This window comes from Pantoea dispersa (genome assembly GCF_019890955.1).
GTDB lineage: Bacteria > Pseudomonadota > Gammaproteobacteria > Enterobacterales > Enterobacteriaceae > Pantoea > Pantoea dispersa.
Genome location: NZ_CP082346.1, coordinates 3681262 through 3695700 on the forward strand (window position 1 = coordinate 3681262; position 14439 = coordinate 3695700).

At 56.0% G+C, this 14439-nt stretch carries 8 protein-coding genes, 1 tRNA gene and 3 rRNA genes; 2 read left to right on the forward strand and 10 right to left on the reverse strand.

The features are described 5' to 3' along the window. Window positions 1–9: 9 nt before the first annotated feature. The 6 genes from aceB to K7H94_RS17225 all read right to left on the reverse strand — a co-directional run bounded on the left by aceB (window position 10) and on the right by K7H94_RS17225 (window position 8376). Entirely contained in the window at window positions 10–1608 is a 1599-nt protein-coding gene (aceB, locus tag K7H94_RS17200; RefSeq protein WP_222951397.1) for a malate synthase A, read from the reverse strand. Window positions 1609–1877: 269 nt separating this feature from the next. Next, on the reverse strand, window positions 1878–2807 hold the full coding sequence (metA, locus tag K7H94_RS17205; RefSeq protein ID WP_031279798.1) for a homoserine O-acetyltransferase MetA: 930 nt from the start codon (window positions 2805–2807) through the stop codon (window positions 1878–1880). Between the two features lie 300 nt (window positions 2808–3107). Beyond that, a 5S ribosomal RNA gene (gene rrf / locus K7H94_RS17210) occupies window positions 3108–3223 on the reverse strand. A 202-nt stretch (window positions 3224–3425) separates the two neighbouring features. Beyond that, window positions 3426–6330, reverse strand: a 23S ribosomal RNA gene (locus K7H94_RS17215). A gap of 342 nt (window positions 6331–6672) precedes the next feature. Continuing rightward, window positions 6673–6748 (reverse strand) — tRNA-Glu (locus tag K7H94_RS17220). A gap of 86 nt (window positions 6749–6834) precedes the next feature. Next, a 16S ribosomal RNA gene (locus K7H94_RS17225) occupies window positions 6835–8376 on the reverse strand. The 16S, 23S and 5S rRNA genes sit together here with 1 tRNA gene alongside, the layout of an rRNA operon. Window positions 8377–9004: 628 nt before the next feature. Here K7H94_RS17225 and purH point away from each other — a divergent pair. Continuing rightward, window positions 9005–10594: a bifunctional phosphoribosylaminoimidazolecarboxamide formyltransferase/IMP cyclohydrolase gene (gene purH, locus K7H94_RS17230; RefSeq protein ID WP_211727507.1), complete on the forward strand. Its 1590-nt coding sequence runs from the start codon at window positions 9005–9007 to the stop codon at window positions 10592–10594. A gap of 18 nt (window positions 10595–10612) precedes the next feature. Next, a complete protein-coding gene (gene purD, locus K7H94_RS17235; protein WP_021508193.1) occupies window positions 10613–11893 on the forward strand; it encodes a phosphoribosylamine--glycine ligase in 1281 nt (426 codons plus the stop codon). A 28-nt stretch (window positions 11894–11921) separates the two neighbouring features. On the opposite strand, the gene K7H94_RS17240 is transcribed toward purD, so the two are convergent. The 4 genes from K7H94_RS17240 to nfi form a co-directional block, all read right to left on the reverse strand. Then, window positions 11922–12587, reverse strand: a complete 666-nt coding sequence (locus K7H94_RS17240) for a DUF1481 domain-containing protein (RefSeq protein ID WP_222951398.1) — start codon at window positions 12585–12587, stop codon at window positions 11922–11924. A 68-nt stretch (window positions 12588–12655) separates the two neighbouring features. Next, on the reverse strand, window positions 12656–12928 hold the full coding sequence (hupA, locus tag K7H94_RS17245) for a nucleoid-associated protein HU-alpha (RefSeq protein ID WP_006121511.1): 273 nt from the start codon (window positions 12926–12928) through the stop codon (window positions 12656–12658). Window positions 12929–13116: 188 nt separating this feature from the next. After that, on the reverse strand, window positions 13117–13707 hold the full coding sequence (locus tag K7H94_RS17250; protein ID WP_058758906.1) for a YjaG family protein: 591 nt from the start codon (window positions 13705–13707) through the stop codon (window positions 13117–13119). 62 nt (window positions 13708–13769) lie between these two features. Beyond that, complete coding sequence (gene nfi, locus K7H94_RS17255) at window positions 13770–14438, reverse strand: deoxyribonuclease V (RefSeq protein WP_021508196.1); 669 nt, start codon at window positions 14436–14438, stop codon at window positions 13770–13772. Between the last annotated feature and the right edge of the window lies 1 nt (window position 14439).

Consider the following 14439-nt stretch of genomic DNA (forward strand, 5'->3'; position numbering starts at 1 on the left):
TCTCCAGAGTCAGGGCAGCAGGCGGTAGCCCGGCAGGGTGAGGAAAGGAACCAGTTGTTCGTCGGTGGTGATTTGCGCCATCAGCGCAGCCGCATCTTCATAGCGACCGGCGTCAAAGCGCGTGTCACCCAGGCTGTGGCGCAGGGCCGCCAGCTCTTCATCCAGAAACTGTTCGAACAGCGCGGCGGTCACCAGCTGACCATCGCTGAGGATTTGCTTGTGGTGAATCCACTGCCAGATGGAGGTGCGGGCAATCTCCGCGGTAGCGGCATCCTCCATCAGCCCATCAATAGGCACGCAGCCATTGCCGCTGATCCACGCTTCCAGATACTGCAGCGCAACGCGGATGTTGGCGCGCATCCCGGCTTCGGTGCGCTGACCACGGCACGGGCGCAGCAGGCGCTCGGCGGTGATCGGCGTATCCTGTTCACGACTGACGTGCAGCTGATTGGGGCGATCGCCCAGCTGACGGTCAAACTCCGCCATGGCGATATCCGCCAGACCGGGATGTGCGACCCAGGTACCGTCATGGCCGTTGCCCGCTTCACGCGCTTTGTCCTCCTGCACTTTCTGCATCACCCAGGCGTTGCGTTCAGCGTCTTTGGCCGGGATGAGCGCCGACATGCCGCCCATCGCCAGCGCACCGCGCCGGTGGCAGGTTTTGATCAGCAGGCGCGAATAAGCCTCGAGGAACGGCTGGTCCATGCTGATCTGCTGACGATCCGGCAGAATGCGGTCACCATGCTGGCCCAGCGTTTTGATGTAGCTGAAGATGTAATCCCAGCGACCACAGTTGAGGCCAACCACGTGATCGCGCAGTTCCCACAGGATCTCATCCATCTGGAATACCGCGGGCAGCGTCTCGATCAGTACCGTGGCTTTGATGGTGCCGCGCGGCAGATCGAAGCGATCTTCACTGAAGCGGAAGATTTCCCGCCACCATGCCACTTCCGCCGCATGCTCGGTTTTCGGCAGATAGAACCACGGACCGTGGCCCTTCTCCAGCAGCGCGGTGACGTTGTGAAACAGATAGAGCGCAAAGTCGAATAACCCGCCGGGAATGGCCCGATCGCGCCACTCAACATGCTTTTCATCCAGATGTAAGCCGCGAACCCGGCACATCAGCAGCGCCGGATCGGATCGTAACTGGTAGATCTTGCCGTTTTCGCTGGTGAAGCTCAGCGTGCCGTTAACCGCATCGCGCAGCGCCAGCTGGCCATCAAGCAGTTTTTGCCAGGTCGGTGCCAGCGAATCCTCAAAATCGGCCATGAACACTTTGACGTTGGCGTTCAGCGCGTTGATCACCATTTTGCGATCTGGCGGACCGGTGATTTCGACGCGGCGATCGCGCAGTAGCTGAGGAATGGGCCTCACCTGCCAGTCACTTTGCCGAATGGAAGCGGTTTCCGAATCGAAATCTGGCAACGCCCCCTGATCGTAGCACTGCTGGCGCTGCTGACGCGCTTTCAGCAGACGCTCGCGCTCGGGTGCAAAGCGCACTACCAGCGAGTGCAGGAAATCAATGGCTTCGGGCGTGAGCAGCTGCTTTTCCGCGTGGGTAAAGGGCTGGCTAAAGGTCAGTGTCGGGCTGATAACCGTGTCTGTCATGCGGGCTGCCTCCTGGTTTGATCCTTTTTCTAACAACAGGGTCGGGCTGTAGGGTGTTTTTTAACCGGCAAGATCAGAGCATAATCATTTTTATTTTAATTTCAAAAACTATTTCATTTTAGTGTTTATTGGATTTTATTTATCTGATTTAACTGTAATTTAATCTCACGAAATAAAGGCAATACGTTCCATCATAGAAAAAAGGCAAAAAAAAGCCGCGACAACACGCGGTTGTCACGGCAGGTTTAAACGCGTTGTTAGCAGGCGTTTTACTCGAGCGTTGGATTCATGTGGCGCAGATCGAATGGCGTAATCTGGTAGACGTAGTAGTTGAGCCAGTTGGAGAACAGCAGGTTGCCGTGGCTACGCCAGGTGGCGCGCGGCGGCAATTCCGGGTTGTCCTGCGGGAAGTAATTGAACGGTACCTCAGGGTGCAGGCCGGCCTCGTAGTCCCGATGGTACTCACCCGACAGCGTGAGAGCGTCATATTCCGGATGGCCAGTGACAAACGCCAGGCGTTTGTCTTTACTCGCCATCAGATAGGCACCGGTGCTCTCTGATTCGGCAAACAGCTCGAGATCGGTGTAGTCGCGGATCAGCTGGCTGGGGAAATCTGCATAACGTGAATGCGGCGCCAGGAAGTTGTCATCAAAACCGCGCGTCAGCAGCGCGTGCGGATGAAGGATCTGATGCTCATAGACGCCAGAAAGCTTGTTCTGTCGCGTCTGTTTAGGAATGCCATACAGGATGTTAAGCGCCGCCTGCACCGCCCAGCAAACAAACAGGGTAGAAGTGACGTGCTCTTTCGCCCAGTGCAGCACGCGCTGAATCTGTGGCCAGTAGGCAACATCATTGAAATCAACCAGCCCCAGCGGCGCGCCGGTGACAATCAGGCCGTCAAAGTTATCGTTAGCGATATCGTCGAAGTTGCAGTAGAAGTTGTTCAGATGCTCGCTTGGCGTGTTGCGCGACTCGCGGCTGTCGATGCGTAACAGCTGAACATCGATCTGCAGCGGCGAGTTAGAGAGCAGGCGCAGAAACTGGTTTTCGGTTTCAATTTTCTTAGGCATCAGGTTAAGGATCAATACTTTAAGCGGACGAATCTCCTGAACACTGGCGCGCGATGAGGTCATGACAAAGACATTCTCATTACGCAAAAAATTCACTGCCGGTAATTCGTCGGGGATCCTGATTGGCATAACCTGCTGACCTCTTGCTGATAACCATATAAACGTTTAGACATCCAGATGCCCGAGATTAGCCTGGCTGCCGCTGGATGTCGAGTCTTCATGCGGTTTATGAAAATGTTTCAGCATTGAACGGCAATAGCCGCGAGCGCCGCGCGGTGAGCAGCAGCAATAAGGTCTGAAAAAGAGCGCGTTAGAATTTTTTCATGATTAAATAAGTTGTTATGGAGGAGGTTTTTGGCGGGAAATTTTCTGAAGTACGGACGTAAAAAAGCCCCGGACTCTCGTCCGGGGCTTCTTCACGGGTTTGATGCCTGGCAGTTCCCTACTCTCGCATGGGGAGGCCCCACACTACCATCGGCGCTACGGCGTTTCACTTCTGAGTTCGGCATGGGGTCAGGTGGGACCACCGCGCTGTTGCCGCCAGGCAAATTCTGGTGCGCGAAACGAATCTTTTTCACTGATGCCGCGTTGGCCGCCCTCGTAAAGTCAGTCACATACTCGTGTATGCTCCTTCCTTTCCTCCGGCCTGCCGCCTTGCCTCAGCGCAAAATCTTTCGTTTCCGCTAATTTTTCCGTCACAAGCTGAAAATTCTCCGGTCTCTCAGACCAAAACGCCTCTGGCGTTGTAAGGTTAAGCCTCACGGGTCATTAGTACCGGTTAGCTCAACGCATCGCTGCGCTTACACACCCGGCCTATCAACGTCGTCGTCTTCAACGTCCCTTCAGGACCCTTAAAGGGTCAGGGAGAACTCATCTCGGGGCAAGTTTCGTGCTTAGATGCTTTCAGCACTTATCTCTTCCGCACTTAGCTACCGGGCAGTGCCATTGGCATGACAACCCGAACACCAGCGGTGCGTTCACTCCGGTCCTCTCGTACTAGGAGCAACCCCCCTCAATTCTCCAGCGCCCACGGCAGATAGGGACCGAACTGTCTCACGACGTTCTAAACCCAGCTCGCGTACCACTTTAAACGGCGAACAGCCGTACCCTTGGGACCTACTTCAGCCCCAGGATGTGATGAGCCGACATCGAGGTGCCAAACACCGCCGTCGATATGAACTCTTGGGCGGTATCAGCCTGTTATCCCCGGAGTACCTTTTATCCGTTGAGCGATGGCCCTTCCATTCAGAACCACCGGATCACTATGACCTGCTTTCGCACCTGCTCGAGCCGTCACTCTCGCAGTCAAGCTGGCTTATGCCATTGCACTAACCTCCTGATGTCCGACCAGGATTAGCCAACCTTCGTGCTCCTCCGTTACGCTTTGGGAGGAGACCGCCCCAGTCAAACTACCCACCAGACACTGTCCGCAGCCCGGGTAACGGGCCTACGTTAGAACATCAAACATTAAAGGGTGGTATTTCAAGGTTGGCTCCACGCAGACTGGCGTCCGCGCTTCAAAGCCTCCCACCTATCCTACACATCAAGGCTCAATGTTCAGTGTCAAGCTATAGTAAAGGTTCACGGGGTCTTTCCGTCTTGCCGCGGGTACACTGCATCTTCACAGCGATTTCAATTTCACTGAGTCTCGGGTGGAGACAGCCTGGCCATCATTACGCCATTCGTGCAGGTCGGAACTTACCCGACAAGGAATTTCGCTACCTTAGGACCGTTATAGTTACGGCCGCCGTTTACCGGGGCTTCGATCAAGAGCTTCTCCTTGCGGATAACCCCATCAATTAACCTTCCGGCACCGGGCAGGCGTCACACCGTATACGTCCACTTTCGTGTTTGCACAGTGCTGTGTTTTTAATAAACAGTTGCAGCCAGCTGGTATCTTCGACTGGCCTCGGCTCCGGGAGCAAGTCCCTTCACCTACGCGCCAGCGTGCCTTCTCCCGAAGTTACGGCACCATTTTGCCTAGTTCCTTCACCCGAGTTCTCTCAAGCGCCTTGGTATTCTCTACCTGACCACCTGTGTCGGTTTGGGGTACGATTTCGTGTTACCTGGAGCTTAGAGGCTTTTCCTGGAAGCAGGGCATCAGTTACTTCACCGCCGTGGCGGCTCGTCGTCACGCCTCAGTGTTAAAGAAGACCGGATTTGCCTGGTCTTCACACCTGCACGCTTAAACCGGGACAACCGTCGCCCGGATAACCTAGCCTTCTCCGTCCCCCCTTCGCAGTAACACCAAGTACAGGAATATTAACCTGTTTCCCATCGACTACGCTTTTCAGCCTCGCCTTAGGGGTCGACTCACCCTGCCCCGATTAACGTTGGACAGGAACCCTTGGTCTTCCGGCGAGCGGGCTTTTCACCCGCTTTATCGTTACTTATGTCAGCATTCGCACTTCTGATACCTCCAGCGTGCCTCACAGCACACCTTCAGCGGCTTACAGAACGCTCCCCTACCCAACAACACATAGTGTCGCTGCCGCAGCTTCGGTGCATGGTTTAGCCCCGTTACATCTTCCGCGCAGGCCGACTCGACCAGTGAGCTATTACGCTTTCTTTAAATGATGGCTGCTTCTAAGCCAACATCCTGGCTGTCTGTGCCTTCCCACATCGTTTCCCACTTAACCATGACTTTGGGACCTTAGCTGGCGGTCTGGGTTGTTTCCCTCTTCACGACGGACGTTAGCACCCGCCGTGTGTCTCCCGTGATAACATTCTCCGGTATTCGCAGTTTGCATCGGGTTGGTAAGCCGGGATGGCCCCCTAGCCGAAACAGTGCTCTACCCCCGGAGATGAGTTCACGAGGCGCTACCTAAATAGCTTTCGGGGAGAACCAGCTATCTCCCGGTTTGATTGGCCTTTCACCCCCAGCCACAAGTCATCCGCTAATTTTTCAACATTAGTCGGTTCGGTCCTCCAGTTAGTGTTACCCAACCTTCAACCTGCCCATGGCTAGATCACCGGGTTTCGGGTCTATACCCTGCAACTTAACGCCCAATTAAGACTCGGTTTCCCTTCGGCTCCCCTATGCGGTTAACCTTGCTACAGAATATAAGTCGCTGACCCATTATACAAAAGGTACGCAGTCACCTAACAAGTAGGCTCCCACTGCTTGTACGTACACGGTTTCAGGTTCTGTTTCACTCCCCTCGCCGGGGTTCTTTTCGCCTTTCCCTCACGGTACTGGTTCACTATCGGTCAGTCAGGAGTATTTAGCCTTGGAGGATGGTCCCCCCATGTTCAGACAGGATACCACGTGTCCCGCCCTACTCGTCGGACTCACAGCTCATGCATCTTCGTGTACGGGGCTGTCACCCGGTATCGCGCGACTTTCCAGACGCTTCCACTGATGCACAAGCTGATTCAGGTCCTGGGCTGCTCCCCGTTCGCTCGCCGCTACTGGGGGAATCTCGGTTGATTTCTTTTCCTCGGGGTACTTAGATGTTTCAGTTCCCCCGGTTCGCCTCGTTTGACTATGTATTCATCAAACGATGATGCACAGAGTGCACCGGGTTTCCCCATTCGGACATCGACGGCTGTAGCGGTTCATATCACCTTACCGTCGCTTTTCGCAGATTAGCACGTCCTTCATCGCCTCTGACTGCCAGGGCATCCACCGTGTACGCTTAGTCGCTTAACCTCACAACCCACAGACGTTTCATGTCCGGAATCACTGCGCCGGAAAAATGCTGCGTTGCAGCGGTGCTCGCCATGCTCACGTACGTCAGTACGCTCCGCAGGCTGTGCGCCGACGCGCCTTGCCTTTTTCCATGCTCGTAGATTCCTGCATTCCACATGGGGTGTGAAAATTTGAGAGACTCGAACACATCGTAAATTTCATTCTTATTACGGAGAATGAACACGACGTGTCGTTTCAATTTTCAGCTTGTTCCGGATTGTTAAAGAGCAAATACTTCGCAGCATGCTTAATCAGCACACTCTGAAGTATTATCGGTAACGCCTTTCACTCATTACCAGCAAGTGGCGTCCCCTAGGGGATTCGAACCCCTGTTACCGCCGTGAAAGGGCGGTGTCCTAGGCCTCTAGACGAAGGGGACACTGAAGTCTCTTTCGTAAGACGCTTTGCTCATTACTTTTTCATCAGACAATCTGTGTGAGCACTTCGCGGGAAGGTATCTTCAGGTAAGGAGGTGATCCAACCGCAGGTTCCCCTACGGTTACCTTGTTACGACTTCACCCCAGTCATGAATCACAAAGTGGTAAGCGCCCTCCCGAAGGTTAAGCTACCTACTTCTTTTGCAACCCACTCCCATGGTGTGACGGGCGGTGTGTACAAGGCCCGGGAACGTATTCACCGTAGCATTCTGATCTACGATTACTAGCGATTCCGACTTCATGGAGTCGAGTTGCAGACTCCAATCCGGACTACGACGCACTTTATGAGGTCCGCTTGCTCTCGCGAGGTCGCTTCTCTTTGTATGCGCCATTGTAGCACGTGTGTAGCCCTGGCCGTAAGGGCCATGATGACTTGACGTCATCCCCACCTTCCTCCGGTTTATCACCGGCAGTCTCCTTTGAGTTCCCGGCCGAGCCGCTGGCAACAAAGGATAAGGGTTGCGCTCGTTGCGGGACTTAACCCAACATTTCACAACACGAGCTGACGACAGCCATGCAGCACCTGTCTCAGAGTTCCCGAAGGCACCAAAGCATCTCTGCTAAGTTCTCTGGATGTCAAGGCCAGGTAAGGTTCTTCGCGTTGCATCGAATTAAACCACATGCTCCACCGCTTGTGCGGGCCCCCGTCAATTCATTTGAGTTTTAACCTTGCGGCCGTACTCCCCAGGCGGTCGACTTAACGCGTTAGCTCCGGAAGCCACGCCTCAAGGGCACAACCTCCAAGTCGACATCGTTTACGGCGTGGACTACCAGGGTATCTAATCCTGTTTGCTCCCCACGCTTTCGCACCTGAGCGTCAGTCTTCGTCCAGGGGGCCGCCTTCGCCACCGGTATTCCTCCAGATCTCTACGCATTTCACCGCTACACCTGGAATTCTACCCCCCTCTACGAGACTCAAGCCTGCCAGTTTCAAATGCAGTTCCCAGGTTAAGCCCGGGGATTTCACATCTGACTTAACAGACCGCCTGCGTGCGCTTTACGCCCAGTAATTCCGATTAACGCTTGCACCCTCCGTATTACCGCGGCTGCTGGCACGGAGTTAGCCGGTGCTTCTTCTGCGGGTAACGTCAATCGGCAAGGTTATTAACCTCACCGCCTTCCTCCCCGCTGAAAGTACTTTACAACCCGAAGGCCTTCTTCATACACGCGGCATGGCTGCATCAGGCTTGCGCCCATTGTGCAATATTCCCCACTGCTGCCTCCCGTAGGAGTCTGGACCGTGTCTCAGTTCCAGTGTGGCTGGTCATCCTCTCAGACCAGCTAGGGATCGTCGCCTAGGTGAGCCATTACCCCACCTACTAGCTAATCCCATCTGGGCACATCCGATGGTGTGAGGCCCGAAGGTCCCCCACTTTGGTCTCGCGACGTTATGCGGTATTAGCTACCGTTTCCAGTAGTTATCCCCCTCCATCGGGCAGTTTCCCAGACATTACTCACCCGTCCGCCACTCGCCACCCAAAGAGCAAGCTCTTCTGTGCTGCCGTTCGACTTGCATGTGTTAGGCCTGCCGCCAGCGTTCAATCTGAGCCATGATCAAACTCTTCAATTTAAAGTTTGATTTGCTGCAACCAGTGCAGCGATGCTCTGTGAATTAAACTTCGTAATGAATTACGTGTTCACTCAGCAAAGACTTGATATTTTTTACGTCCGGAGACGCTGATATCAATCCTGCGAGTGCCCACACAGATTGTCTGATAAATTGTTAAAGAGCGGTGCGACGCGGCGTTCGGCCTGCTGTCGCGAGGTGGCGTATATTACGCTTTCCTCCTTCAGAGTCAAACACTTTTTTCAGCGTTTTTCTCCGGCGGAAGTTCTTAACGAAGCTTCCTCTCTACACCGCATTCCGTAAGTCGTTGTGCCGTGTCGATGGAGGCGCATTATAGGGAGTTGTTCGGCACGCGCAACCGCTAAATTCAATAAAAACAATCGTTCGCTGCATTCCACAGCAAAACCCCGCCTTATACCCGGTTACACACAAAGTTATCCACATCTGCAGCCGGTAATAAATTTAGGCGAGCATCGCGCAAACGTTTTCGCTACAATGCCCCGCGACGTCAAGGATGCCCCTTTTGGGGCGTTACCTGAGGTAAATGTTCTCTTCTATATATAGAGAGAGAAAGTTAAGCCTGATGTAACGCTCTTATTTACGCGAAACAAAGCCAAGGGATAAAACCACCATGCAACAACGTCGTCCTGTACGCCGCGCTCTGCTCAGTGTCTCTGACAAAGCCGGTATCCTCGAATTTGCTCAGGCCCTCTCCCATCGTGGTGTTGAGCTGCTCTCCACAGGTGGCACCGCGCGCCTGCTGGCAGATGCCGGCCTGCCCGTCACGGAAGTTTCTGACTACACCGGTTTCCCGGAAATGATGGATGGACGCGTCAAAACGCTGCACCCCAAAGTGCACGGTGGCATTCTGGGCCGTCGCGGTACCGATGATGCCATCATGGCCGAGCACGCCATCAATCCTATCGACATGGTGGTGGTGAACCTCTATCCCTTTGCCCAGACCGTGGCGAAAGCCGACTGCAGCCTGGAAGATGCCGTTGAGAACATTGATATCGGCGGTCCCACCATGGTGCGCTCGGCAGCCAAGAACCACAAAGACGTGGCGATCGTGGTGAAGAGCAGTGACTACGACGCGATCATCGCGGAGCTCGATGCCAACGAAAACTCCCTGACGCTGGAAACCCGTTTCGATCTGGCCATCAAAGCCTTTGAACACACCGCCGCTTACGACAGCATGATTGCCAACTACTTTGGCAGCCTGGTACCGGCCTATCACGGCGAAAGCTCTGCGCCGGCGGGCCGCTTCCCGCGCACCCTGAACCTCAACTTTATTAAAAAGCAGGATATGCGTTACGGCGAGAACAGCCATCAGGACGCTGCTTTCTATATTGAAGAGCAAGTCAGCGAAGCGTCGGTCGCCACCGCACAGCAGCTGCAGGGCAAGGCGCTGTCCTACAACAATATTGCCGATACCGATGCGGCACTGGAGTGCGTCAAGGAGTTCAGCGAGCCAGCCTGCGTTATCGTCAAGCACGCTAACCCATGCGGCGTCGCCGCAGGCGATTCAATTCTTGCTGCCTATGAGCGCGCTTATAAAACCGATCCGACCTCGGCATTCGGCGGCATCATCGCCTTTAACCGTGAGCTGGATGAAGCGACCGCGCAGGCGATCATCAGCCGTCAGTTCGTGGAAGTCATTATTGCGCCATCGGCCAGTGAAGCGGCACTGCGCGTGACCGCAGCCAAACAGAACGTCCGCGTTCTGGTGTGCGGTCAGTGGCAGAGCCGCGTGGCCGGTCTCGACTTCAAACGCGTCAACGGTGGCCTGCTGGTTCAGGATCGCGATCTCGGTATGGTCGATGCCAGCCAGCTGCGCGTTGTCAGCCAACGTCAGCCGACCGAACAGGAACTGCGTGACGCGTTGTTCTGCTGGAAAGTGGCGAAATTCGTTAAATCCAACGCCATTGTGTATGCACGCGACAACATGACGATCGGTATTGGCGCGGGCCAGATGAGCCGCGTTTACTCTGCCAAAATTGCCGGCATCAAAGCCGCTGACGAAGGACTGGAGGTGAAGGGTTCCGCCATGGCTTCCGACGCCTTCTTCCCGTTCCGCGATGGCATTGATGCCGCAGCAGCAGTGGGCATCACCTGTGTGATCCAGCCAGGCGGTTCCATCCGTGATGATGAAGTGATTGCTGCCGCCGACGAGCATGGCATCGCGATGATCTTCACCGACATGCGTCATTTCCGCCATTAATAGCCTGGAGCCGTAACGATGAAAATTTTAGTGATTGGTAATGGTGGACGTGAACACGCGCTGGCGTGGAAAGCAGCACAGTCGCCGCTGGCAGAAACCGTATTTGTTGCGCCAGGCAACGCCGGTACCGCGCTGGAGCCGGCCCTGCAGAACGTGGCCATCAGCGCCACCGATATTCCGGCACTGCTGGCGTTTGCGCAGCAGGAAAACATCGACCTGACCATCGTCGGGCCGGAAGCGCCGCTGGTGATTGGCGTAGTCGATGCGTTTCGCGCTGCCGGCCTGAAAATCTTTGGCCCGACGCAGGCGGCCGCGCAGCTGGAGGGCTCAAAAGCCTTCACCAAAGATTTCCTTGCCCGCCAGCAGATCCCGACGGCGGAATACCAGAACTTCACCGAGGTGGAACCGGCGCTGGCTTACCTGCGTGAGAAAGGCGCGCCGATCGTCATCAAAGCGGACGGTCTGGCCGCGGGTAAAGGCGTCATCGTCGCCATGACGCTGGCCGAAGCGGAAGCGGCGGTGCAGGACATGCTGGCCGGCAATGCATTTGGCGACGCAGGTCACCGCATCGTCATCGAAGAGTTTCTTGATGGTGAAGAAGCCAGCTTCATCGTGATGGTGGACGGCGATAATGTCCTGCCAATGGCCACCAGCCAGGATCACAAACGTGTTGGCGACGGCGACACCGGCCCGAACACCGGTGGCATGGGCGCTTACTCACCGGCGCCGGTAGTGACCGATGAGATCCACCAGCGCGTGATGGATCAGATCATCTGGCCAACCGTCAACGGCATGAAAGCGGAAGGTAACACCTACACCGGTTTCCTGTATGCCGGTTTGATGATCGACAAAGCCGGTCAGCCGAAGGTGATCGAATTCAACTGCCGCTTCGGCGATCCGGAAACGCAGCCGATCATGCTGCGCCTGCAGTCGGATCTGGTCGCGCTGTGCCTCGCCGCCGTCGACGGCAAGCTCGATCAGCAGCAGTCACAGTGGGATCCGCGCCCGTCACTCGGCGTGGTGCTGGCCGCAGGCGGTTATCCGGGCGACTATAACACGGGCGATCAGATCCACGGTCTGCCGCTGGAAGACGTACCGGACGGGAAGGTATTCCATGCCGGCACCACCCTGAAAGATGATCTGGTGGTGACCAGCGGCGGTCGCGTACTGTGCGTGACTGCGCTGGGTGAAGATGTGGCGGCAGCGCAGAAGAATGCCTACGCGCTGGCGCAGCACATCTCATGGAACGGCAGCTTCTGCCGTAATGATATCGGTTACCGCGCGATTAACCGCAAGTAAGCCCCCGGCGGCGGCCAGCCGGTCGCCGCTAAAAATCGGCCTCTTTCGGCTGCCGGCGGCACTCATCTTCCGGCGTGGCACGCAGCAGCTGAATCCCCTCTGGCGCTTCCAGCCACGACAGGGTAATCGGCTGTTGCTGCCCCTGCTGCTGTCGATACAGCGTCGCCAGCGTGTCGCGATCGAACGCCACATTCACCTGCTGCCCCTCACAGTCACGAACCTGCGTACCGCCCTGCCAGTGCCCCTGCCGCAACAGTACCCGGCCATTCAGCAGTGCATTGCTCTGCGCCAGCATGCGCTGCGCGTCAAACCGGTACAGCTCGACGCTGTCGGCGCTGACGGCTTCACGCCGGCCAGCCAGCTGTCGCTGCATAAAATTAAGGTTGCCCTGATGGTCGAAACGCAGGGTTACATCGTCCGGCTGCTGGCCAGTGACGTGCCGTTCCACACTCAGCAGTTTATCCGCCTGCCAGATATAGTCGGTGGTTTCCCGGCTATCGCCATTGAAAGGGGTATAGACAGTACGCAGATGGACGGCTTCGTGGTCGCCGTTTTTACGCCAGATTCGCACCGTGCCACGGTCAGACAGATAGCCGCTGGCGGTGAAAGCCGGAAGATCGGGAGTGGCACTGCAGCCGGTGAGTAATACCCCGAGGAGGATGGCGCAGAGGCGCTGAGGAGAGATGTTCAGCATAGCAGGCCCCGGTAACAAAAAGGGGCGAAATCGCCCCTCTTTTAAAGCTAAACCGCGATGCGGAAAACTTACTTAACAGCGTCTTTCAGTGCTTTACCAGAGACGAACGCTGGCACGTTAGCTGCAGCGATTTTGATCTCTTTGCCAGTCTGCGGGTTGCGACCGGTACGCTCAGCGCGGTGGTTCACTTTAAAAGTACCAAAACCAACCAGTTGTACAGCATCACCTTCTTTCAGAGACTCAGTGATCGCAGCCAGGGTAGATTCCAGCGCAGCTTTAGCCTGGGTTTTAGACAGGTCCGCTTTCTCTGCGATCACATCAATCAGTTGAGTCTTGTTCATAAGTTATCCTTAAAGTGTATTTATCGCTTGCTAAGCAACGAGTGCGAGGGAAAAGCCATATTCTGGCACTCTTCAGCCTGCACGCACCGATAGCCACAATTTTCAGCCCCCCAAATGTAGACCAGACAGGGGGCTGATGTGAAGCCTCCAGGCGCGGTAATTCGGGCCTGAAGTCACGTTTTCTCGCCTTATTGCTGAAAATTTATACCGATGTTACTGATTCCGGCTTCACGCAGGTCTGCACGTAGTCCTTTGATTAGCTCCAGGTCCCGTTCTTCGCACTCTGCCAGCAGGCGGAAAATCTCCCACTGCAGGTCCCATTCGTCAATTACCGCCTGGTTGTCACGAAGCTCTTCGTCGCTCATTTCGCGACCGGCCTGGGTCATTTCAAGGATGGCCACGGTGGTGATCGACGTGCGGCTGACTTCGATGGCGTGCTCCAGCGTTTCACCGCTCAGCTGCGCGTGCAGGAGTTCACTCAGCGCCACGCAGGCGTCAATCGCCGGGTGCACGCCGTAAACGTCAAAGTCGTCACCGTTTGGGATCGCCGCTTCCAGTTTCTCCAGCTGGCTGTCGAAATTGATTTTGGCATCCTTCACCGTCAGGCTTTCCCACACCAGGTCGAGAATGCGGCGATAGAGCTGCGGATCGGCAAACTCGGTCTGCTGACAGAAGGCCCAGTAATTGGGGAACATCCGCTCGCACAGACAGGCCATAAAGGTCATGTGCTGCCAGCTTTCCAGCTTCGCCAGACGCAAATGGACGGGGTTCTGTAACATCAAACTTACTCTCGGTAGATTAGCTGGCGGCAGTGTACCGCAAAAGCCGCGCACAAACAGCGTTAGCGCGCATTTTGCCACTTCACAAAAGCGGGACGGCCAGATGCCACGGCATCAGCCCAGCGCGTTGGCTCCGGCAAGCGGTAGCCGGCCATGCAGGCTTCAACCCAGTACAGGGCGCTGTCGAGGCTGACGCGGTGGCCGGTTGAGACAAACAGCGGGTTGCAGCGCGTCTTGCTGCGCCACACCCAGGCAATCTGCTCGCCTTTATCCATCAGCGGCTGACGACTGCCCGGTGCCGCATCCAGCTCAGCGAAACGGCCGCACAGGCGCTTTTTCGCTACGCCGATAGTCGGCACATCCAGCAGCGAGCCGAAATGCGCGGCAACGCCCAGCCGGCGCGGATGAGAGATGCCATGGCCGTCGACGAACAGCAGATCGGGCCGCTGCGACAATTGCTGCCACGCCGCCTGCAGGGCTGGAATTTCGCGAAACGAGAGAAAACCGGGGATATAAGGCATGGTGGTCGCGACACGCGCGATGCGATGCTCCACCAGCGTTAATGAAGGGTATTCGAGGATCACCAGGGCGGCACGCGTTACCTCGCCGCCCTGTTCAAAACCAACATCGGCGCCGCCAATGAAGCGCGGCGGCAGTACGTCAAAATCATCCTGCCGCACCACGCTGGCGGCGAGCTGTACCTGTTGCTGTCGTAGTGCGGCTAAATCCATG